This is a genomic window from Amycolatopsis sp. 2-15, assembly GCF_030285625.1.
Lineage (GTDB): Bacteria > Actinomycetota > Actinomycetes > Mycobacteriales > Pseudonocardiaceae > Amycolatopsis > Amycolatopsis carbonis.
Window position 1 is genome coordinate 3646088 of the sequence record NZ_CP127294.1, and the last position, 21324, is coordinate 3667411.

Sequence of the window (21324 nt, forward strand, 5' to 3'; positions counted from 1 at the left end):
TGTGAAGATCCTGCCAGGCCCGAGTCACCGGCGCACGGGGTTTTCAAGAGACAGTCCACATGGGACTCAACCCAAAGTGAACGGGTCCCGCGTCCCTCCGGTCAGCTCCACCCAGACGGCCTTTTCCTCCAGGTACTCGTCCACCGCGTGAACCCCGTTCTCCCGTCCCAGGCCGGAATTCTTGAAGCCTCCGAACGGAACCGACGGGGAAACCACCCGATAGGCGTTGATCCACACCGTCCCGGCGCGGATCCGCCCCGCGACCCGATGCGCCCGGTGCACGTCCTTGGTCCACACCGCGCCGGCCAAACCGTAAGGCGTGTCGTTGGCCAGCTTCACCGCCTCGTCCTCATCGGTGAAAGTCGACGCGGCCAGAACGGGCCCGAACACCTCTTTCCGGTAAACCGTCGACTCCGGCGTGACGCCGGTCAGCACCGTCGGCTGCACGAACAACCCACCCAGGCCGGGATCCGCGACACCGCCATACGCGACCGTCGCTCCCTCGGCCCGCGCGGTTTCCAAGTACGACAACACCTTCTCGTACTGCGGCTCGTTGGCCACCGGCCCCATCTCGGTCTCGGCCGCGGTCGGATCGCCCAGCCGGATCGCGGCGGCGCGCCGGGCCACCAGCCGCACCAGCTCGTCGTGGACGTCCGCGTGCACGATCAACCGCGAACCCGCCATGCACGTCTGCCCGGTGGCCGCGAAAACGCCCGCCACGATCCCGTTCGCGGCCGCCTCCAGATCCGCGTCGGGGAACACGACCTGGGGCGATTTCCCGCCCAGCTCCAAGGTCACCTTCACCAGGTTCTCCGCCGCCGCCCGCGCAACGGCCCGGCCCGTCGCCGTCGATCCGGTGAACGCGACCTTGTCGACGCCGGAGTGACCGGCCAGAGAGGCGCCCGTCTCGCGCGAAAGTCCGGTCACGACATTCACCACTCCAGGCGGAAACCCGGCCTCCGTGACCAAAGAAGCGAACCCCAGCGTCGACACCGGCGCGTGCTCCGAAGGTTTCACCACCACCGTGCACCCGGCGGCCAACGCCGGCGCCAGCTTCCATGTCAGCAGCAGCAGCGGTGAGTTCCACGGAGTGATCGCCGCGACCACCCCGACCGGCTCACGCTTGGTGTACACGAGGTAGTTCGGATTGGGCGAAGGGATCTGCCGCCCCTCGATCTTGTCCGCCAGGCCGGCGAAGTAGTGGTACCAGCCGCCCAGGGCGGTGAGCTGGCCGAGCATCTCGCGCAGGAGCTTGCCGGAGTCGTTGACCTCCAGGCGGGCCAGCCGTTCGGCGTTCTCGCCGATCAGGTCACCGAGCCGGCGCAGCAGCGCGGCCCGGGTGAACCCCGTCGCGGAGCCCCACTCGCCGTCGAGGGCGGCGCGGGCCGCGCGCACGGCGGCGTCGACGTCCTCGGGCCCGCCGTCGGGGAGCACGGCCCAGGGTTCGCCGGTGTAGGGATTGCGGGATTCGAACGTCTTGCCGTTGATCGCGTCGGCGGCGTGACCGCCGATGAGCATCTTGAAGTGTTCGGGCATAGCCCCACCTCTCCTCGGTCTCGCTTCGGACGGTACGTCCGCGCGCGAGGAGGCACCAGACCCCCGGTTTCAGCCGATCGGCGAAAGTGTCCACAAAGGACGCCATGGACCAGGGCCGTCGGGAGCACGGTCAACGGACCGCACTCCCGACGGCCGGGCGGTCGGGCGCCGGAGGCGGTGATCCCAGTGCACAGCCGCCGCGTGTGCCGACCTGGTGAGAGGAGCAGGCTGGGAAGATCACTTCGAACGTAACCCACCTCCAGGCGGGCCTGCCAGTACTGTTCCCCGATCGAGGCGGTGTGAGCAATGCACGTGTGCTGTCCGATGCGAGCGGCAGGGAACCGAAGATGAGCCAGAACACCGACGCCCCCCTCGGTGCGCCGTGGGCGCACCAGCAGCAAGAGGCACTGCCGCAGGTCCCGGCCCCGCCGCCGAACCCGCAGGAGCCGCCGAAGCGCAAGCGGCCCCTGCGCGCCGTGCTGATCTCACTCGGACTGGTGGTGCTGCTGGTGCTCGTCGGCGTCGCCGTCGGGCACTACGCGTGGGGACCGAAGGCGCCGCCCGCGCCGCCGGTGACCCCGGTGCGGACGCAGCCGGCGTTCGACGTCGCGTCGGTGGTCGCGAAGGTGAGCCCCGCGGTGGTGGACATCGACGTGGAGCTCGGGCTCGAGGGCGGTGGCGCGGCGGGCACGGGCATCGTGCTGAGCGACGACGGCCTGGTGCTCACCAACAACCACGTGGTCGAGGGCGCCACCGCGATGCACGTGACCGACGTCGGCAACGGCCGCGGCTACGACGCCACCGTGCTGGGTTACGACCGCAGCCACGACATCGCCCTGATCAAGCTGAAAGACGCGGCCGGCCTGGTCACGGCGACCCTGGGCGAATCCGGCTCGGTCAGGATCGGCGACGGGGTGGTCGCCATCGGCAACGCGGGTGGCCTGGGCGGGCCGCCCAGCGCGTCGCCGGGCAAGGTCACGGCGCTCGGCCAGCAGGTCACCGCGGCCGACGAGGTCACCGGCGCCACCGAGACGCTCACCGGCTTGCTCCAGGTCGACGCCGACATCCAGTCGGGCGACTCCGGCGGACCGCTCGCCGACACCCAGGGCCACGTGATCGGAGTCGACACGGCCGCGAACGCCGGGTACGTGTTCGACAAGGGCCTGCGCCCGCACGAGGGCTTCGCGATCCCCATCACGGCGGCCGCCGACATCGCGAAGCGCATCCTGGAGGGCAAGGCGTCCGAGACCATCCACATCGGACCCAGCGCGTTCGTCGGCCTCACGGTGGTCGACGGTGGCAACGGCACGGGTGCGCTCATCAAGTCCGTGGTCGCGGGCGGGCCGGCGGCCAAGCTGGGACTGAAGGCCAACCTGCTCGTGGTGGGCATCGACGACAAACCGGTCACCTCGGCGACGGCGCTGATCGCCCTCATGGACACCCACCACCCGGGCGACAAGCTGCGGGTGACGGTCGCCGGGCAAGGCGGCAAAACGGCCATGGTGACGCTGGTCTCGGTGAGTGGTCCGATCGGCTGAGTGCGCCGGCCGGGGCCTGGGCGCACGTGCCGGTCATTCTCGTCACCGAGCGTGGTGGCGAGGTCGGCGAGCGCACCGAAACCGGGTCGGCGTGAGGGACGAACGGGCACCGTCCGTGGCCGAAGGTGCGGGTTGCCCCCTGTGATGGCATTCGTCCGTTCAGGGGAAGGGTTGACTGTCGCGGGGTGCGAAGCGACCACTGTGGGTGGTGGTCGCGGACGGTGCACCTCGTGTGGACGGCCTCGGGTGCTGTCCTACAGTTCTGCGCAGCAGGGCAAGGGTGATCTTGCCGGTTCGGGGAGGGTGGTCCGGAATGGCCGGGTTGAGGACTCGTCACCGCCAACAGGTGGCCGACGAGGCGCTCGTCCGCTCGTTGTTCGAGGAGCACGGAAAGGCGATGCTCGCCTACGCCACGAGGCTCCTCAACGACCGCGCGGCCGCCGAGGACGTGGTGCAGGAAGCCCTGGTGCGCGCTTGGCGCAACCCGGACAGCCTCGTCAACGGCAAGGGTTCCGTGCGCGGATGGCTGCTGACCGTCGTCCGCAACCTGGTGATCGACAAGGTCCGCGCGCGTGACGCGCGCCCCGCGGAGGTCGCGGAGTCGCCCACGACCGGGCCGGTGGAGCACGACCACGCCGACCACGTCGTGGACTCGATGGTGGTCCTCTCGGCGCTCGAGGGCCTCTCGCCCGAGCACCGCGAAGTACTGGAACAGATGTACCTGCACGGCCGTACGGTGACCGAGGCCGCCGAGCAGCTCGGAATCCCGGCGGGGACGGTGAAATCCCGCTCGTACTACGGTTTACGGGCATTGCGGGAGAAATTCGCGGATCAGCGGGTGGGGGCGGCGTAGATGAGCGGGTTCAGCGAGTTCCCCGACCACGCGGACCTTGCCGGCTACGTCGCCGGTGAAGTCTCCGCGCAGGAGAAGCAGACGATCGAGGCGCACCTCGCCGGCTGCGCGGACTGCCGCGCGGAAGTCGAGTCGCTGCGCGAGATGCAGGAGTTCCTGGGCGAAGTGCCGCCCGAGGCGCTGCTCGACGGCCCGCCCGAGGGCGGCGACCTGCTGCTGCAGCGCACGCTGCGCCAGGTCCGCTCGGAAGCGCGCAGCTCGGCCGGCCGTGGCCGGTTCCTGGCCGCGACGGCCGCCGTCGTGGTTGCTGCGGCTGCGATGGGCGTCGGTGTCGCGGTGGGCAAGGCGGGTTCGCCCGCGGGCCCGGCCGTCGCCGTTCCGCCGCCGCCCGCGCCCGTGCCGACGACCGCGTCCAGCACCGTGCCCGGCACGAAGTTCCTCAGCGGCACCTCGGGCGAAACGCGGCTCACCGCGAGCATCGTCCCGGCCGCCGGCTGGGTTCGCGTCGAAGCCGCCGTGACGGGCATTCCGGCCGGCGAGAAGTGCCGCCTGATCGTGGTCAGCAAGAACGGCGACCGCGAAATCGCCGGCGGCTGGCTCGTGTCCCAGAAGGCGGTCCACGACGGTGCGGACCTCAATGGTTCCGCCCTCGTCGACCCCTCTCAGGTCGCTTCGGTCGTGGTCGAGAATACCGACGGCCACCAGTTCGTGGAAGCGAACGTCTGACCTTCGGGCGCTTCCTGCCCTGGCCGGTGGTGTGTTCGGGCAAACCGGGGGCAGGGAGGAGTCCACTTCGGACGGTCTCGCGGCGGCCGGCGCACGGGTGCGCCGGCCGCCGACGGGAACGCCGTGGCCCTAGTTTCGGTACCGGAACAGGATCCGGCCCCGGCTCAGGTCGTACGGGCTCAGCTCCACCAGAACCCGGTCATAGGGCACGATCTTGATGTAGTTCTTCCTGATCTTGCCGCTGATGTGGGCGAGCACGTGGTGCCCGTTGGACAGCTCGACCTTGAACCGGGCGTCGCGCAGGCACTCCACCACGGTTCCCTCGACTTCGATCCCGCCCTTACCGGCCATGGCGCACCAGCTCCAGGGTGCTGTTCGCCCGCCGCGCGCCGAGGCCCTCGAACAACGCGGTCGCCGCTTCGTTGGCCTCGTTCACCTCGGCCGACGCCGTCTCGATCCCCGCTCGGTGCAGAACGCCGAGCGAGTGGACCAGCAGCGCGCGAGCGATGCCGCGGCGCCGCCGGGACGTGCGGACGGCGACCAGCCCGATCCGGGGCAGGCGCGTCACCTGGACCACCCGGATCAAGCCCACGTACTCGCCGTCTTCGGCGGCCGCGGCGTACTTCGTCGGGTCCACGATGGTGTCGCCCGGCCGGACCAATACCTCGGCCGGCATCTCGTGCCAGCCGACGGCAGCTTCGACCTCGGCGCGGACGACGCGGTCCACCTCCCGCAGCGGACCGTCTTCGGCGGCGCCGGCGGGCACGAGGGTGACGCCCGGTGGTGGCAGGGCCGGCCCGGTGACGCGCGTGGGCACGACGTACTCCCATTCGCGCCGCCGGACCGTCAAGCCGGCCTCGCGCCAGGCGGCCAGCAGTTCGTGGTCGGTTTCGTCGACCACCGTGTGGAGTGGTTCCGGCAGGGTCGCGAGCATCGTGCGGACGAGCTGGTCGAAGACGGAGCGGTGCCAGGCGTCGATACTGAGGAAGACCCGCCCGTCGGGGCGCGTGGTGGCCTCGGCGCGGCCGGTGACCCGGTCGTCGTCCAGCGCGTGCCACAGCCGCGGCGCGACGCGGGTGATCTCCACCGCGGGTTCGCCCGCGGTGAAACGCAGAGTGTTCATGGTGGTCACCTTTCGGGAGTGCCTGATCAAGGCGCTCCCGGCGACCCCTACGTCAGTCGCCCGACCGTGACGACGAGGGGAGCACCCACATCGAAACAGCGTTCATGGGGCTCACCTCCTGGCGTCGAGTCACGGTCCCCGGAACCATAGCGGTGGGGCGTCGTCGTGCCCACCGATTTTCGTGGCTAACCAAACCTGGTGGTGAGCCAGGTTCGGGCGTGCTGCCAGGGTTCGTCCGCCGGGTCGATCACGCGGAAGTGGTCCACGCCGGGGAGTTCGGTCAAGGTGACGTCGTCGTCTCCGGCGGCGCGCGCGGCTTCGGCGTAGGCGCGGCTGTGGTCGATGGGGACGCGGACGTCGGCGTCGCCGTGGACGATCAGCTGGGGCACGCCGATCGGCAGGCACGTGAGCGGCGAGGCCGCCGGGTCCGGGGACGGCAGGAACAGGCTCGCGGCGCCCTCGCCGAGGCCTTCGGCGGCGCTGCGGGGGACGTCGGTGATGGGGGCGAGGCCGATGACGGCGGACGGTTTCACGGTCGCGGCGGCGAGGAGCGCGAGGTGGCCGCCCGCGGAGTGACCGACCGCGATCATCGGCAGGCCTTCGGCAACGGGCACAGCGGCCATGGCCGCGAGGACGTCGTCGAGGGTCTGCGGCCAGCCGCCGGTGTCGCCGTCGATGCGGCGGTACTCGAGGTTCGCGACGAGCCAGCCGGCTGCGACGAGATCGGCGGCGAGCGCGTCCATCAGGTGCAGGTCGCGCTGGGCGCGCCACCAGCCGCCGTGGAGCAGGAAAGCCGTGCCGCGCACGGGGTTGTCGCCGTGCAGCTCGACGAACTGGCTGGGTTCGCCGCCGTAGCGGATCGTCCTCATTCCTCCATTACAACAGGGGCCGGAGGTCGATGGTTCACTTCAGCAGCTCGTGGACCTTCGCGAGCCCCTCGTACGAAGCGCGGTACGCCTCGTACAGCCGCGTCAGATCCGTCTGCGGCTCGAACACGCGCTCCACGGCGACGGTCTCGGCGGCCGCCGTCTCGACGTCCGGCTGCAGTCCCACGCCCACGGCGCCCAGCAACGCGGCGCCGAGCGCTGCGCTGTCGTGCACGCGGAGGCGTTCGACGGGACGGCCGAGGACGTCGGCGTGCAGCTGCGTCCACAGGTCGCTGCGCGCGCCGCCGCCGGAGAAGGTCAGGGACGGCAGCTGGAAGCTGCACGCCTGCTCCACCTGCTCCAGCACGTGCCGCGCGGAGAACGCGACGCCCGTCAGCACCGCGCGCGAGAGGTCCGCTCGCGTCGCCGACGAGGTCAGGCCGAGGAAGCTGCCCCGCACGTCGGCGTCCCACAGCGGCGCGCGTTCGCCCTGCAGGTACGGGGTGAACACGATCCCGGCCGCACCGTCGGCCGCTGTCTCGAACACCTCGGGCACGGTCTGTCCCGACGCCTGCGCCCACCACCTCACGGCCTCACCCGCGGCCTGCGTCGGACCGGCGTGGACGTAGAGGTCGCCGCGCGGCGGGAACGTCACGACGCCCTGCCGGGTGCCGCGGTGACGTGACGCACCCGCGACGACCAGCGACGTGCCGCACGAGACCATGCCGCGGCCCAGCTCCGTCGTGCGCGTTCCGAAAACCGCGCCGAACGCGTCCATGGTCCCGACGACGACGGGCGCGCCGTTGAGTTCCTTCGACGGCCCCAGCGGCGTTTCGGGCTCGAGGAGCTCCGGCAGCCGCTCACCCAGCCCGTCGACGAGCGCGACGGCCTCGGGCAGGTACCCCTGGGCGCCCGCGATCCGGACGCCGGACAGCTTGTCCGTGGCCACGCGCCCGGTCAGCCGCGCGCCGATGAAGTCCTTGGGGCTCAGGATCCACCGCGCCCGCGCCCACTTGTCCGGTTCGTGCTCGGCGAACCACGCCGCCCGCGCCCCGACGAACGACGCGTCCAGCGCCACCGGCCCACCCCAGATCCGCACCTTGTCCTCGGGGGTGAACCGGGCGTCCAGCTCGCGCGCCACGTCCGCACACCGCTGGTCCTGCCAGATCACGGCGGGAGTCAGCGGGGTGAGGTCTTCTTTGGTCAGCAGGTGGGTGTTGACCTGGCTCACGATCCCCGCGCTGCTGATGACGACGTCGGGCAGCTCGGCGAGCACGGCGCTGATCGCGGTGCCGGTGGCGCGCCACCAGTCCTCGGGGTCCTGCTCCGCCCAGCCGGGCCGCGGGCGGGTGATCGGGTAGGCGACGCTGTGCACCGCGCGCGCTCGGCCGTCCAGCGCGAACGCGGCGACCTTGACCGCGGTGGTGCCGATGTCGATGCCCAGGACCACCTGGTTGTCGTTCATGGGAGAGATGTATCAAACCCCGCTACGGTCACGGGGTGACGACCCCCGCCGAAGCCTTCATGGCCGCTTACCACGACCGGAAACCCCACATGACGTCCGATCTGATCGATTCGTGCCGGGTCGTCGATGACGGGCGGACGAGTTACCAGGTCCTCGCCGCGCGGGTGTCCGGCACACGGTGCGTGCTCGACCTCGGCTGCGGCGACGGTTCGTTGCTGGCCGCGATCGAGGGCGCGGAGGTCTTGGCGGGCGTCGACCTGTCCGCAGCGCACCTCGACGTGGCGCGCGCCCGGCCCGAGCTCGCGGACGCCGACCTGCGGCTGGCTCGTGTGCAGGAGCTGCCGTTCGCGGACGGTTCGTTCGACGCGGTCGTGTCGCACATGGTGCTGATGCTTTTCCCCGACGCCGACGCGGTCATCGCCGAAGCGGCTCGCGTACTGGCGCCGGGCGGGGTGTTCGCCGCGGCCATCGCCGGTGGCGTCACAGGGGCGCTGAAGGTGTTCATCGAGCTGGCGAATTCCCTGCTCGACGAGGTCCCCGAAGAACGCCGAGTCCACATCGGCGGCAACCCGCGCATCCGGCGGCGCGAAGGCCTCGACGCGATGCTCGGCGCGGCCTGCTTCGAGCCCGTCTCGTGGGACCCGATCGACCTCGACTTCGGCGGCCCCGAAGCCGACGTCTGGGCGCGCTGCTGCGAGACGTTCTACCCGGTCGGCACCCTCGACGCGGAGCAGCTGAAGCGGCTCGAATCGGCGTTCCGGGAAGGAACCCGCGACCTCGTGGAGAACGGCCGATTGCGCGCAGGGATGACCATGCGGATCGTCGAAACGAGGCTGCGGGCGGGTCTGCCGCGTTGATGGCGGGGGTATGGCGTGCCGGAGGTGGGTGTGGCTACGGGAAACTGGTCGGCGTAGGGCGACCCGAATTCGTCTCGCAGGTCGCGATCCACTTCGACGTTGGTGGGCCCGAAGCCGACGTCTGGGTGCGAACCGCGACCTGGCGGGGAACGGCCGACTACCCGCGGGGATGACCATGCGGATCCTCCAGCCGCGTGGGGTGTTCGCGGCGTTGGCGGGCGGGGGTGGCGCCATCGGGGCCACGCAGGTGTTCTTCGAGCTCGCCAAGCCGAGGCTCGACGCGGTTCCCGAAGAGCGCAAACCGCCCATCGGCGGGGATCGGCGGACGCGCACCGCCGAGGGGTTCGACGAGTTCCTCGGGCCGGTGGGGTTCGAACCCGTTGTGCGGGAACAGATCGTGGTCGATTTCGCCGCGCCGCCGGAACAGGTGTGGGTCACGTGCTGCGAGACGCTCTATCCCGCCTCGACGCTCGGCGACACGCAGCTCGCCGAACTGCGCGCGGAGTTCACCGAGGCGACGCGCGGGCTGGTCGGCGCCGACGGAATCCTGCCCGCGGCCGTGCGGCTCAACATCGCCCGAACGCGCCTGGCGGCGTGACGATCCGCGCTAACGTCTCGCCATGACGTCCGCCGAGGAGTTCCTCCGCAGCTACCACGACGCCCGCCCGGACGCCGCGTCCGAGCTGGCCGGGCGCGGCCGCGTGACGGGCGACGGGCGGACCGTGTACGAGGTGTTCGCCGACCGCGTCACCGCAGCCAAGGCCGTGCTCGACCTCGGCTGCGGCGACGGCGCGCTGCTCGCCGAGCTCGGCAGCCGTGGGGTGCCGAAGCTGGCGGGGGTGGACCTTTCGCCCGGGCAGCTGGCGTCGGCCGGCCGCCGGCCCGAGCTGGCCGAAGCCGATCTCCGTCCGGGGCGGGCGCAGGAGCTGCCGTTCGAGGACGGCGAGTTCGACACGGTGGTGTCGTTCATGGCGTTGATGCTCATGACCGACGTCGAGCAGGTCGTCGCCGAGGCCGCCCGGGTGCTGGCCCCGGGTGGCACCCTCGCGATCGGCATCGGTGGTGGCGGGCGTGAGGCGATGGAGATCTTCCTCAAGGTCGCGCGGCCGCTGTTCGCCGTGGTGCCCGAGGAACGCCGGGTGCCGGCGGCCGGCGACCCCCGGACCCGCACACGCGAAGGTCTGGACGAGCTGCTTACCTCGGCGGGCTTCGAACCCGTCGAGTGGGACCGGATGGTCGTCGACTTCGGCGGCACGCCCGACGAGGTCTGGCAGACCTGCCACGACAGCTACTACCAGATGGCCGGCCTCGACGACACGCACCGGAAGGGCCTGCGCACCGCGTTCACCGTCGCGACGCGGAACCTCGTGACGCCCGAGGGCCGGCTGCCGGCGTCCGCGTGCATCGAGGTGGCCGTCACCCGGCTGAGGTGACGGTGCCGAACCAGCGGATCAGCGCCTTCTCCAACCCGCTCACGTCCGGCCGGGCGTCGGACGAAGCCCAGGCGACGTAGCCGTCGGGGCGGATCAGCAGCGCGGTCGCGTCGACGCCCGTCGCGGCGGTGACCGGGTCCACGCGGTCGGCCCACGCAGCGGCGGCCGCAGACACCGAGCCGTCCGAGGTCAGGTCGAGGAGTACCGGCCGTGCCGCGCGATAAGCCGCCGCGACGCCTTCGGAAGCAAGGTCCGGCGCCCACCGGCCGACGAACGGGTGGGGGTCGTCGCCGTAGCGGATGTCCGCGCCCGACAACAGGTCCGCGAGGTGCTGCGTCACGTCCTGGTGGTCGAGGAGCTCCGCGAACAGCTCGCGCAGCGCCGTGACCTCCGGGCCCGGCGCGGTCAGCGCGCCCTGCGCCTGCGTGTGCATCACGACGCGCCGGCTGGCCGGGCGCCGCTCGGCGTCGTAGGTGTCGAGCAGGTCGGCCGGCGCCCAGCCGCGCACCTCCGCGGCGAGCTTCCACGCCAGGTTGACGGCGTCCTGCAGCCCCAGGTTCAGGCCGGGCCCGCCGATCGCGGAGTGCACGTGAGCGGCGTCGCCGACGAGCAGCACGCGCCCGACGCGGAACTTCTCCGCCAGGCGAGTGTTTCCGCTGGACACCCGGCGCAGCTGGTGCGGACCGGGGCCGGCAGGCGCCTCCAGGGGCAGGTCGACGCCGAGCACTCGCCGAACGCTCCCGCGCACCTCGTCGAGCGTCGCCGGCACGTCGTCGGGTACCTGCGGCCGGCCGCGTTCGGACGAAGCCACCAGCGGCGCGGAGTTCGGGAACGGCGCGAACACGAACAGCCCCGTCTCCGTTCGGAAGTGCTGGAACGGCGGCACCGCGCCGACGCCGTCGAGCCGCAGCCCGCCTGTCGCCGGATCGCGCACGGAGTCCGGCACGCTCACGTGCGCGGTGTACGAAACCATGGTCTCCCGAGTGACACCGGGAAAATCGATGCCGGCGAGCTTACGCACGGTGCTGCGCCCACCGTCCGCGCCCACCAGAAACCGTGTGTCCACAGTGTACGCACCGGTGGGACCGGAAACGGTGACGTGCACCGAGTCGTCCTGCTCGAACCCGAGCACCTCGTGCCCACGCCGGATTTCCACACCCAGCTCGACAGCCCGCTCCTCCAACGCACGTTCCAGCTCGCGCTGCCGAATCGGCAGCAGGTACACGGGATTGACCGGCAGCTGGGTCAGATCGAGAGGGAACGCGCCGAACATGTAGTGCGGCGCGGGCACGGGTTCGGCCTGATCGGTGAGCCGTTCGTAGAGGCCACGGCGGTGCAGCAGCCGCACGACCTGGCCGACGAGGCCGTTGGCCCGCTGTTCTTCACTGCGTTCGGTGAGGCGTTCCAGCACGAGCGGCCGTACGCCGGCCAGGCTGAGCTCGCACGCCAGCATGAGCCCGTTGGGCCCACCGCCGGCGATCACGACATCGATCGCGGGCATGGTTTCTCCTTGGCGGATCGGAAAAACTGGGAGATCAGGGAAGGTCGACGGTCACCGCGCCGAAGGCCGCGCGCAGCACCGAGCTGAAGGAAACGGGTGGGTCGGCGCGCATCCAGTGCGCCATGGCCGCGCGGATGGCCCCGCCGGCGGCGGTGGCGACGAGCACGGGGTAGAGGTCGTGTTCGGCGTCGGTGCCGGTGCGGTCTGCGATGGCCTGCGCGAGCGCGATTTCGGCGGCGACGTTGGCCTTCTGGAACTCGCCCTGCAGAGCGGGTTCGGCGGTCATCAGCTGCACGCCCTGTGTCCACAGCGGATCCGGAGTGGACTCGGCGCGGTCGGCCTCGAACCGGGCGAGCGCCGCTTCGGTGACGGCTTCCCAGAGCGGTTCGCCGGCCGGCCGTGCGCGCAGCAGGTCGGCGATGCCCTGGGCGCGGTCATGGTGGCGGGCCGCGATGGCCTCGGCCTTGCTGGAGAAGTAGTTGTTCACGGTGCGCGGCGAAACGCCGGCCTCGGTGGCGATGTCCTCGATGGTCACGTGCGCCAGACCGCGTTCCACGGCCAGCCGGATCGCGGCCCAGGAGATCGCGGTGCGCGTCTCCTGGCGACGCCGTTCACGCAGGCTCGGCCGTTCGGTCATGCCCCCAAGTTAGTAGAAACTTGCGTAACACGCAAAGTCTGCGTGATGCGCAAGTTTGATGGATACAAGAAAGCCCAGGGCCCTGTGACCCTGGGCTTTCCCGAACTCAGTCCTTGACGCCCTTCACGGCGTCCTTGACCTTGTCGGCGGCCTGCTTCAAGTTGCTCTTGCCCTGCTCTGCCTTGCCTTCGGCCTGCCACTGCTCGTTACCGGTGGCGTCGCCGACGGCCTCCTTGGCTCGGCCCTTGAGCTCTTCCGCCTTGTTCTCGGCCTTGTCGGTCATGGTGTCGCCTCCCTTGCTTGTCGGCTGATACCCACCGGCTACCCGGTGGGCGGGAGGCCAAACACGGGGACTCAGGCGTTGCGAAGGGTGGCCATCGCCTTGCTCCACGCCTCGACCTGGTCGAGGGTCGTGTTGAGGTAACCGGTGTGCATCTCGGCCGGCTTGAACGTCGACATGTTCTCGAAGTCGGTGAACAGCGACAGGGCGACCTGGCTCGTCACGTGGGCGACCTGCAGGTTGCTCAGCACGAGGCGCAGCTGCTCCACCGCGCGGACGGCGCCGACGGAGCCGTAGCCGACGAAGCCGGCGGCCTTGTTGTTCCACTCGGCGCCCAGGAAGTCGATGGCGTTCTTCAGCGGGCCCGGGATGGCGTGGTTGTACTCCGCGGTCACGAAGACGTAGCCGTCGAACTCGGCGATCTTCTCGGCCCAGCGCTTGGTGTGCGCCTGCGCGTACTGGCCCATGGCCGCCGGCAGCGGCTCGTCGAGGTGCGGGAGCTCGTAGTCGAGCAGGTCGAGGAGCTCGTACTCGGCGGTGCCGCGCTGCTTCGCGATGTCGAGGGCCCACTTCGCCACGGCTTCACCGTTGCGGCCCGGACGGGTGCTGCCGAGGATGATCGCAATCTTGGTCATGTCCGACTTTCCTGATTCGAGGGACGGTCATCGGTTCAGTCGCGCTGGTCAGGGCTTGATCCAGAGATCTTTGATGACGCGTCCGCAATTTAGTCTCAGCTCTGCGGACGTGTCAACAAACGGGGGGTGAGGGCCATTCCCACGGGCGGGTGATTCGGCAGTACCTTGTGCGTGCCGTCTCCCACTCCCAGGAGCGAATCGTGACCAGTTCACAGGACAGCTTTGCGCTCGTGATCAGGGGCGGACGGGTGCTCGACCCGGAGAGCGGCTTCGACGCGGTGGCCGACGTCGGGATCACCGGTGGCACCGTAAGTGTGGTATCCGCAACACCGCTTCGCGGCGAGCGGACGATCGACGCGACCGGCCTCGTCGTCGCTCCGGGGTTCGTGGATCTGCACAGTCACGGCCAGGCGATTCCCGAGCAGCGGCTGCAGGCGCTCGACGGCGTCACCACGGCGTTGGAACTGGAGGCCGGCATCACGCCGGTCGGCGCGGCGTACGCGCGGGCCGCCGCGGAGGGCCGGCCGATCAACTACGGCTACTCGACGTCGTGGGCGCTGGCGCGGATGGCCGTGCTCGCGGGCGCGCCGCTCGAGGGCCCGCCCGACACGGTGCTCACGCACCTGGGTGTGCCCGCGTGGCGCGCCGAGGCGTCGGCGGCCGAGCGCGCGCGGATCTTCGAGCACCTGTCACGGGACCTGGCCGACGGCGCGCTGGGCATCGGCGTGCTCGCCGGCTACGCGCCCCACCTCGACCCGGCCGAGTTCGTCGCCGTGGCGGAACTGGCGGCCGAGGCCGGGCTACCCGCGTTCACGCACGCGCGCCCGCTCGTGGAAGCCGACCCGGAGGTGCCCGTCGACGGTGCCGAGGAGATCGCGCGCGTCGCGGGGCAGACCGGGGTGCACCTGCACTACTGCCACGTGAACAGCACGTCGGGGCGCCAGGTCGACCGCGTGCTCGGGCTCGTGGAGCGCTGCCGGATGGAAGGCGCCGAGGTGACCACCGAGGCGTACCCCTACGGCGCCGGCTCGACGGCCATCGGCGCGGCCTTTCTGGCACCGGAATTCCTGGCGCGCCAAGGCATCCGGCCCGACTCGCTCGTGCTCGTCGGCACGGGGGAGCGCATCGCGGACGCCGCGCGCCTCGCCGAGGTCCGCGCGAGCACCCCGGGCGCGCTCGCGCTGCTGCACTTCCTCGACGAGGACGACCCGGCGCTGGAGCGCGCCCTGCTCTTCGAGGGCACCGCCATCGCGAGCGACGCCATGCCGCTGACCTGGACGGACGGGCGGCCGGACCCGCTCACGTGGCCGCTGCCGCCCGGCGCGCTCGGCCACCCGCGTGGCGCGGGCACGTTCTCGCGCGCCATCCGGCGGCTCCATCGGGAAAGCGGAAAGCTGACGTTGTCCGAAGCCGTCGCGCGCTGCTCGCTGCTGCCCGCGCAGGTCCTGGACGAAGCCGTGCCCGCCCTGCGGCGCAAGGGCCGCCTGCGCGCCGGCAGCGACGCCGACGTGGTGGTTTTCGACCCCGCACGGATCGCGGACCAGGCGTCCTATGTGGACGGCACGCGACCCTCCGTGGGAATCGAGCACGTGCTCGTGAGCGGCACCGCGGTGGTGTGCGCCGGCTCGCTGGTGCCCGACGCGTTGCCCGGCAAGCCTGTCCGTGCCTGACTCAGGCGGTCTTGTTTCTGCGCAGCACAACCGTGGTGACGACCGTGGCCGCCGCGAGCACGAGGAACACGACCGCGGCGCCCGCCCGGTCCAGCGTCAGGTTCCCGAAGAAACCGATCAGCAGCGCAACGGTGAGGGGCGCCCACATGGCGGTGGTCCTTTCTCGCGGTAATGCTTGTCAAAGCTAAGCTTTACGGTACGGGGGAGCGGGTGTTTCGCGCATGATCAAGTGGCGCAAGGAAAACGTCAATTCCTGATCAGGGTGGTCCGCGGTGCAGGTGGAGGGCCGTCGGGGCGCGACGCGCGGGCCGTGAAAATCACAGGAGAGCGTGGGTGCTGCTCCGCGGAGGCGCTGGGCGTGCAAGTGCGGGGCCAACAGGATGAGTGGTGCCGCAGGTCGGTTCGGTGGGTGCTCGGGGCGGCAACGGGGACCGGGGAAAAGGGTTACTGTGGCGGCGTTGTCGTACTTCCACACACCGCACAAAGGACTGTCCACATGCGCCTGTCAACCCGCAACCAGCTCGTCGGCACTGTGTCGGCTGTGAAGCCCGGCGCGGTCATGACCGTGGTCACGGTCCAGCTCGACGGCGGCCAGTCCGTCACGGCCTCGATCACCAAGGACGCCGCCGAGGAGCTGGAGCTCGAGGTCGGCAAGCCGGTGACCGCGCTGGTGAAGTCGACTGAGGTCATGCTCGGCGTCGAGTGACGCTTCGGTAGCTGCCGGCCCGGGCCCGCAGACCAGCGGGTTCGGGCTTTTTCGTGCCCTTTCCGGTCGAGGGTGCTAAGTCGTTTCATGCCGCAACGAAATGAACGAGCAGACCTGGCCCGCGCGGTCATGGAGCTCATCGACGCCGGCCACCGCCGGATCTCGCGGCACCTTGACCTGACCCGGGTGCGCGTGCTGGGCACCGTCGCGGCCCGGCAGCCCGTGCGGCCGAACGCGATCGCGGCCGAGCTGGGGCTGACGGCGTCGGCGACCAGTCGCCACCTGGCCGCGCTGGAGGAGGCCGGGCAGATCGCGGTGGAGCCGGACCCGGTGGACTCGCGGACTTTTCTGGTGCGGCAGACGGAAAGCGGCCGCGCCGACGCCGAAGCCACGGTCGCCGCCGGGGCGGCGGTGTTCGCCGACGTGATCTCCGACTGGACGGACGAAGATGTCACCACGGCGCGCGAGCTGATCACCCGGCTGAACGAGGCCTGGGCGACGCGCGGTGATGCGGCTTCGGCGGCTCAGCGCGGGAGTGGGCCACGTTGGCGAAGGAAACGGCAATCGGTCGAGGGGGAGGACCAAAGGTGACTACGACTGCTCGTGAGCGAGTGTCCGCCGAGATCCGGCGGGGCGCCGGGCGGAGCTGGCCGCGGAAACGGCAAGCCGAAAAGGAGGGCCGGTCATGACCGCGATAGCCCCGCCCCGAGAGCCCGTCGTTGTTCAGGTTGCGCGGGGGTTGCTGGGCTTCGTGGCGGTGGGGCACGTGGTGGTGCCGCTCGTGATGTGGGCGCGCGAGGCGGTGCTGCGTAACGAGATCGCGGTCGCGCATCCGGAGTTCGGGGTGGGGGAGGTGGCGCGCTCGGCCGATGTCGCGGTCGGGGCCGCGGTGGGGTTCCACGTGGTGCTGCTGGTGTTGTGCCTGGTGCCGGTGTGGAAGCTGGGTGGCGGAAAGCCGTGGGTGCGGCGGCTGGTGACCGTCTCGAAGCTGCTGGGGTTGGTGTTCAGTATGGTCTCGTGGTCGGCCTCGGGGATGTTCCACGCGGTCATCCCGGTGGTCGGGGTGCTGCAAGTGGCTTCCGTGGTCCTGTTGTGGGTGCCCGCGGGTCGAAAGTTCTTCGCCGGTTGTCGGTAGTAGAAGCCGCCAGAGGCAGGAGGGGTTGACACGAGTAAGACGACCGGTCATATTCATTGCGGGACACAGGAGCCGCCTACCCAGGGATCGGAGCACCGGCATGAGTGACTTGCTGGACATCGCCGTCGAAGCGCACGGTGGGTTGAAGCGCTGGAACGAGCTGAACAGCGTGACCGCGCGCCTGATCAACGGCGGGGTCGTGTTCCCGCTGAAGGGGCAGGCCGGGCTGCTCGACGACATCACCGTCCGCGTCGAGCTGCATCGGCAGTTCGCGAGCCACGCGCCGTTCGGCGGGGCCGGGCTGCGCACGGCGTTCCGGGGTGAGCACGTGGCGATCGAGAACGCGGCAGGAGAGGTCGTGGAGGAGCGGGCCAACACCCGCGCGTCGTTCGCCGGCCACGCGTTGGAGTCGCAGTGGGACCGGCTGCAGACGGCGTACTTCGCGGGTTACGCGATGTGGACCTACCTGACCACGCCGTTCACGCTCACGCACCCCGGCTTCCGCGCCGAGGAGCTCGAGCCGTGGCAGGAGGACGGCGAGACGTGGCGCCGTCTGCGCGTGGAGTTCCCCGACGAGATCACCACGCACAACAAGGTGCAGACGTTCTACTTCGACGCCGACGGCCTCATTCGCCGCCACGACTACGACGCCGAGGTGGTCGCCGGCGGCCTCGCGGCGCACTACTCCTCGGAGCACTGCGAGGTCGACGGCATCGTGGTCCCGACCAAGCGCCGTGTCTACCCCGTCGGGGAGGACGGCAAGCCGGTCCCGGAGCCGTTGCTGGTGTCGATCGACCTCAGCGACATCGAGTTCGCCTGAGCAACGGTGGACGGGGTTACAGGCCGCGCAGGAGCCGCAGCGGTGACTCGACGCAGTCCGCGATGAACCGCAGGAACCCGCCCGCCGTGCCGCCGTCGCAGACGCGGTGGTCGAACGCCAGCGTCAGCTCGGTGATCTTGCGCGGCACGACCTGGCCGTCGACGATCCACGGGCGGTCGATGATCCGGCCGATCCCGAGGATCGCGACCTCGGGGTGGTTGATGATCGCGGCGGAACCGTCGACGCCGAACACACCGTAGTTGTTGATCGTGAACGTGCCGCCCGTGAGCTCGGCGGGGGCGAGCGAGCCGGAGCGGGCGCGCCCGGTCCGTTCGGCGAGGGCGCCGGACAGCTGTTCCACGGACAGCTCGTGCGCGCCGGGCACGACAGGGACCACGAGGCCGCGGTCGGTCTGCGCGGCGAACCCGAGGTGCACGGCCGAGGGGATCACGATCTCGTCGCCGTCGAGGTGGGCGTTGAGCTCGGGGAAACGACGCAGGCCTTCGACGGTGAACTTGGCCAGCAGGGCGAGCAGGCTGATCTTCGGCGCGTGCGCGTCGGCGTTGAGAGCGGCGCGGGTTTCGAGCAGGGCCGTCGCGTCGACGTCGACCCACACTGTCGCCTCGGGGATTTCCCGGCGCGAGCGGGTGAGCTTGTCGGCGACGGTCTTGCGGACACCGCGCAACGGGATGCGGCGTTCGTCAGAGGTGGCAGGGGCGGCAGCGGTGACCGGCGCCGCGATCGCGCGCTCGACGTCGGCCCGGCTGATGATCCCGTCGGTACCCGAACCGGCGAGCGCGTGGATGTCCACACCGGACTGTTTCGCCAGCTGCCGCACCAACGGCGACACCACGCGCACCCGCTCGTTCACGGGCCGCGGCGCGGACATCACAGCAGCTTCGGGTCGCCGTGTGCCCCGAGCACGACGGGACCGCCGCGCCTGAGCTGTGCCGGTGCCATATCCGATCAGCACATTGCCACTGCCCTCGGGCGAGGGCTCCGGTGAGGGCGTCACCACTCCCGGCTCGAGAAACGCCGGTGCCTCCTCCACCGTGATGAGCGGACTGCCGACGGTCAGCACGTCGCCGGCCGCCCCGTGCAGCGTCGCGACCCGGCCCGCGAACGGCACCGGCACCTCGACGCTCGCCTTGGCCGTCTCGACCTCCACCACCGTCTGGTCGACGGTCACGGTGTCGCCCACGGCCACGTGCCACGCGACGATCTCGGCGTCGGTCAGGCCTTCGCCCAGGTCAGGCAGCTTGAAGACGGCCATCACGCCTCCGTGTTCGTGAGCGGGGCCGCGTCGTCCCACTGCAGCCGCTCGATCGCGTCGAGTACTCGGTCGACGTTCGGCAGGTGGTGCTTCTCCAGGTTCGGCGCGGGGTAAGGGATGTCGAACCCGCCGACGCGCAACACGGGCGCCTCCAGGTAGTGGAAGCAGGTCTCCGACAGCTGGGCCGCGACCTCGGCGCCGTAACCGCAGAAGCGGCTCGCCTCGTGCACCACAACCGCGCGCCCGGTGCGCCGCACCGAAGCGGCGACCGTGTCGAGGTCGAACGGGGCGAGGCTGCGCAGGTCGATCACCTCGGCGCGGTAGCCCTCCTCCGCGGCCGCCGCGGCGGCTTCCAGCGTGATGCCGAGCGCGCCGCCGTAGGAGATCAGCGTGACGTCGGTGCCCGAGCGCCGAACCACCGCGCGGTCCAGAGTGGACGACCGGTGGTCGAGCCGCACGGTCTCCTTCTCCCAGTAGCGCCGCTTGGGCTCCAGGAAGATCACCGGGTCCGGGCTGTCGATCGCCTGGCGCAGCAGCGCGTACGCGTCGGCAGGCGAAGCCGGCGTGACGACCCGCAGGCCGGCCGTGTGCGTGTAGTAGACCTCGGAGGAGTCGCAGTGGTGCTCGACGCCGCCGATGCCACCGCCGTAGGGGATCCGGATCACGATGGGCAGCTCGACGGCGCCGCGGGTGCGGTTGCGCAGCTTCGCGAGGTGGCTGGTGATCTGCTCGAACGCGGGGTAGGCGAACGCGTCGAACTGCATCTCCACCACGGGCCGCAGGCCGTTCATCGCCATGCCGATGGCCGTGCCGACGATGCCCGACTCGGCGAGCGGGGTGTCGAAGACGCGCGTCTCGCCGAAGCGGGCGGCCAGCCCGTCGGTGACGCGGAAGACGCCGCCGAGGGTGCCGACGTCCTCCCCGAACACGAGCACGCGCTCGTCCTCGCCCAGCGCGTCGGCGAGGGCGCGGTTGAGCGCGCCCGCCATGGTGAGGGTGTCCGAAGTGGACTCCAGGGTCGCGGTCATTCTTCCGCTCCGAGAGAAAGTTCGGCGGTGAGGTCCTCGGCCTGGCGGCGCAACGCGGCCGTCGGCTCGGCGTACACGTGGCGGAACAGGTCGGCCGGGTCGAGCACGGTGTCGGTGTTCATGCGCTCGCGCAACGACGTCGCTTCGGTCTCGGCGCGCGCGGAGATCTCCTCGCGCGCGGCGTCGTCGAGCAGGCCGCGGTCGGTGAGGTAACGCTCGAGCCGCGCGATCGGGTCGCGGGTGAGCCAGGCCTCGACCTCGGCGCGGTCGCGGTAGCGGGAGGCGTCGTCGGCGTTGGTGTGCGACTCGACGCGGTAGGTGAGGGCCTCGATCAACGTCGGCCCGCCACCGGCGGCGGCGCGCGCGACCGCCTGCTCCACCACGGCGTGCACGGCGGCCGCGTCGTTGCCGTCCACCAACACCGACGGCATGCCGTAACCCACGCCCTTGTGCGCGAGCGAAGGCGCCGCGGTCTGCTTCGAGAGCGGCACGCTGATCGCGTAACCGTTGTTCTGCACCAGGAACACGACGGGCGACTGCCACACGGCCGCGAAGTTCAGCGCCTCGTGCGTGTCGCCTTCGCTGGTGGCGCCGTCGCCGAGCAGCACCAGCGCGACGGTGTCCTCGCCCTTGGTCTTGGCGGCGTGGGCGAACCCGACGGCGTGCAGCGTGTTCGTGGCCAGCGGCGTGCACTGGGGCGCGACGTTGGCGCGATACGGGTCGTAGCCGCAGTGCCAGTCGCCGCGCAGCAGCGTGAGGACCTCGACCGGGTCGACGCCGCGGGCGACCACGGCCATCGAGTCGCGGTAGGTCGGGAAGAGCCAGTCCTGCGGACGCAGCGCGAGGATCGAGCCGATCTCACCCGCCTCCTGGCCACGGGCGGACGGGTACACGGCGAGGCGGCCCTGCTTGGTGAGCGCGGTGGCCTGCGCGTCGAAGCGGCGGCCCGAGACCATCGCGCGGTGCAGGCGCAGCAGCACGTCGTCGGCCGGCATCTCCAGGGCAGGCTCGGCGACGGGCGCGCCGTCGGCGTTGATGAGGCCCAGGGGCTCCTCGCTCGGGAGGAAGAACGACGCGGCGGTGCGTTCCGTGGTGGTCACCGGCAGCTCCGATCGACGGGGAACAGGGAAGACGTCTAACGCCGATCTTCGCTCCACGCCGATCAGGTATCCAGGTATCCACGGCAAGTGTGGAACAATGGCTCATCTGCTCATGAAGAGCCGGATGATTGGCTTCGAGAGG

General features: G+C 70.9%; 24 protein-coding genes. 11 read left to right on the plus strand and 13 right to left on the minus strand.

What is annotated here, in order from left to right; all coding sequences use genetic code 11:
* Positions 1–66: 66 nt before the first annotated feature.
* Positions 67–1536 (minus strand): aldehyde dehydrogenase, encoded by a 1470-nt coding sequence (locus QRX50_RS17960; protein WP_285973081.1) that lies wholly within the window; start codon positions 1534–1536, stop codon positions 67–69.
* A gap of 347 nt (positions 1537–1883) precedes the next feature.
* Here QRX50_RS17960 and QRX50_RS17965 point away from each other — a divergent pair, with 347 nt between their 5' ends.
* From QRX50_RS17965 to QRX50_RS17975, 3 genes are all read left to right on the plus strand, one after another.
* Positions 1884–3074: a S1C family serine protease gene (locus QRX50_RS17965; RefSeq protein ID WP_285973082.1), complete on the plus strand. Its 1191-nt coding sequence runs from the start codon at positions 1884–1886 to the stop codon at positions 3072–3074.
* Positions 3075–3387: 313 nt separating this feature from the next.
* Positions 3388–3927 (plus strand): sigma-70 family RNA polymerase sigma factor, encoded by a 540-nt coding sequence (locus QRX50_RS17970; RefSeq protein ID WP_285973083.1) that lies wholly within the window; start codon positions 3388–3390, stop codon positions 3925–3927.
* Positions 3928–4653: an anti-sigma factor family protein gene (locus QRX50_RS17975; RefSeq protein WP_285973084.1), complete on the plus strand. Its 726-nt coding sequence runs from the start codon at positions 3928–3930 to the stop codon at positions 4651–4653. It abuts the gene before it with no gap.
* A gap of 129 nt (positions 4654–4782) precedes the next feature.
* On the opposite strand, the gene infA is transcribed toward QRX50_RS17975, so the two are convergent.
* From infA to QRX50_RS17995, 4 genes are all read right to left on the minus strand, one after another.
* On the minus strand, positions 4783–5004 hold the full coding sequence (infA, locus tag QRX50_RS17980; protein WP_285973085.1) for a translation initiation factor IF-1: 222 nt from the start codon (positions 5002–5004) through the stop codon (positions 4783–4785).
* Positions 4994–5776 carry a GNAT family N-acetyltransferase gene (locus QRX50_RS17985; protein WP_285973086.1) on the minus strand — a complete coding sequence of 261 codons (783 nt, stop codon included), beginning with the start codon at positions 5774–5776 and terminating at the stop codon, positions 4994–4996. The genes infA and QRX50_RS17985 overlap by 11 nt, the downstream gene beginning before the upstream one ends.
* Before the next feature lie 185 nt (positions 5777–5961).
* Positions 5962–6645 (minus strand): alpha/beta hydrolase family protein, encoded by a 684-nt coding sequence (locus QRX50_RS17990; RefSeq protein WP_285973087.1) that lies wholly within the window; start codon positions 6643–6645, stop codon positions 5962–5964.
* Between the two features lie 34 nt (positions 6646–6679).
* The gene (locus QRX50_RS17995; RefSeq protein WP_285973088.1) at positions 6680–8107 is read right to left on the minus strand and encodes a xylulokinase; all 1428 of its coding nucleotides are present in this window, start codon (positions 8105–8107) and stop codon (positions 6680–6682) included.
* Between the two features lie 35 nt (positions 8108–8142).
* Here QRX50_RS17995 and QRX50_RS18000 point away from each other — a divergent pair, with 35 nt between their 5' ends.
* The 3 genes from QRX50_RS18000 to QRX50_RS18010 all read left to right on the plus strand — a co-directional run bounded on the left by QRX50_RS18000 (position 8143) and on the right by QRX50_RS18010 (position 10397).
* Complete coding sequence (locus tag QRX50_RS18000; protein ID WP_285973089.1) at positions 8143–8964, plus strand: class I SAM-dependent methyltransferase; 822 nt, start codon at positions 8143–8145, stop codon at positions 8962–8964.
* 175 nt (positions 8965–9139) lie between these two features.
* Positions 9140–9562 carry a hypothetical protein gene (locus QRX50_RS18005; protein WP_285973090.1) on the plus strand — a complete coding sequence of 141 codons (423 nt, stop codon included), beginning with the start codon at positions 9140–9142 and terminating at the stop codon, positions 9560–9562.
* A gap of 22 nt (positions 9563–9584) precedes the next feature.
* Positions 9585–10397 (plus strand): class I SAM-dependent methyltransferase, encoded by an 813-nt coding sequence (locus QRX50_RS18010; protein ID WP_285973091.1) that lies wholly within the window; start codon positions 9585–9587, stop codon positions 10395–10397.
* Here the strand turns inward: QRX50_RS18010 and QRX50_RS18015 are convergent.
* The 4 genes from QRX50_RS18015 to QRX50_RS18030 all read right to left on the minus strand — a co-directional run bounded on the left by QRX50_RS18015 (position 10381) and on the right by QRX50_RS18030 (position 13450).
* Entirely contained in the window at positions 10381–11898 is a 1518-nt protein-coding gene (locus tag QRX50_RS18015) for an FAD-dependent monooxygenase (protein WP_285973092.1), read from the minus strand. The two genes, QRX50_RS18010 and QRX50_RS18015, sit on opposite strands and share 17 nt — an antisense overlap.
* Positions 11899–11932: 34 nt before the next feature.
* The gene (locus QRX50_RS18020; RefSeq protein WP_285973093.1) at positions 11933–12535 is read right to left on the minus strand and encodes an acyl-CoA-like ligand-binding transcription factor; all 603 of its coding nucleotides are present in this window, start codon (positions 12533–12535) and stop codon (positions 11933–11935) included.
* A gap of 106 nt (positions 12536–12641) precedes the next feature.
* The gene (locus QRX50_RS18025; RefSeq protein WP_220243533.1) at positions 12642–12818 is read right to left on the minus strand and encodes a CsbD family protein; all 177 of its coding nucleotides are present in this window, start codon (positions 12816–12818) and stop codon (positions 12642–12644) included.
* Between the two features lie 71 nt (positions 12819–12889).
* Positions 12890–13450, minus strand: coding sequence for an NADPH-dependent FMN reductase (locus QRX50_RS18030; protein ID WP_285973094.1), 561 nt, complete (start codon positions 13448–13450; stop codon positions 12890–12892).
* 200 nt (positions 13451–13650) lie between these two features.
* On the opposite strand from QRX50_RS18030, the gene QRX50_RS18035 reads away from it, so the two are divergent.
* Positions 13651–15120, plus strand: a complete 1470-nt coding sequence (locus QRX50_RS18035; RefSeq protein ID WP_285973095.1) for an amidohydrolase family protein — start codon at positions 13651–13653, stop codon at positions 15118–15120.
* Between the two features lies 1 nt (position 15121).
* Here QRX50_RS18035 and QRX50_RS18040 read toward each other — a convergent pair whose 3' ends face one another.
* Positions 15122–15268, minus strand: coding sequence for a hypothetical protein (locus tag QRX50_RS18040; RefSeq protein WP_285973096.1), 147 nt, complete (start codon positions 15266–15268; stop codon positions 15122–15124).
* A 348-nt stretch (positions 15269–15616) separates the two neighbouring features.
* Here QRX50_RS18040 and QRX50_RS18045 point away from each other — a divergent pair, with 348 nt between their 5' ends.
* From QRX50_RS18045 to QRX50_RS18060, 4 genes are all read left to right on the plus strand, one after another.
* Entirely contained in the window at positions 15617–15826 is a 210-nt protein-coding gene (locus tag QRX50_RS18045; RefSeq protein ID WP_220243528.1) for a TOBE domain-containing protein, read from the plus strand.
* A gap of 87 nt (positions 15827–15913) precedes the next feature.
* Complete coding sequence (locus tag QRX50_RS18050; RefSeq protein WP_285973097.1) at positions 15914–16417, plus strand: MarR family winged helix-turn-helix transcriptional regulator; 504 nt, start codon at positions 15914–15916, stop codon at positions 16415–16417.
* Positions 16418–16511: 94 nt separating this feature from the next.
* Positions 16512–16961 carry a hypothetical protein gene (locus QRX50_RS18055; protein ID WP_285973098.1) on the plus strand — a complete coding sequence of 150 codons (450 nt, stop codon included), beginning with the start codon at positions 16512–16514 and terminating at the stop codon, positions 16959–16961.
* A 100-nt stretch (positions 16962–17061) separates the two neighbouring features.
* Positions 17062–17781: a hypothetical protein gene (locus QRX50_RS18060; protein ID WP_285973099.1), complete on the plus strand. Its 720-nt coding sequence runs from the start codon at positions 17062–17064 to the stop codon at positions 17779–17781.
* Positions 17782–17797: 16 nt separating this feature from the next.
* On the opposite strand, the gene QRX50_RS18065 is transcribed toward QRX50_RS18060, so the two are convergent.
* Genes QRX50_RS18065 through pdhA form a run of 3 tightly spaced genes read right to left on the minus strand, consistent with a single transcriptional unit; the run spans position 17798 to position 21182 of the window.
* Positions 17798–19054 (minus strand): dihydrolipoamide acetyltransferase family protein, encoded by a 1257-nt coding sequence (locus tag QRX50_RS18065; protein WP_285973100.1) that lies wholly within the window; start codon positions 19052–19054, stop codon positions 17798–17800.
* Entirely contained in the window at positions 19054–20082 is a 1029-nt protein-coding gene (locus QRX50_RS18070) for an alpha-ketoacid dehydrogenase subunit beta (RefSeq protein ID WP_285973101.1), read from the minus strand. Before QRX50_RS18070 ends, QRX50_RS18065 begins: the two co-directional genes overlap by 1 nt.
* Positions 20079–21182, minus strand: coding sequence for a pyruvate dehydrogenase (acetyl-transferring) E1 component subunit alpha (gene pdhA / locus QRX50_RS18075; RefSeq protein WP_285973102.1), 1104 nt, complete (start codon positions 21180–21182; stop codon positions 20079–20081). Before pdhA ends, QRX50_RS18070 begins: the two co-directional genes overlap by 4 nt.
* Between the last annotated feature and the right edge of the window lie 142 nt (positions 21183–21324).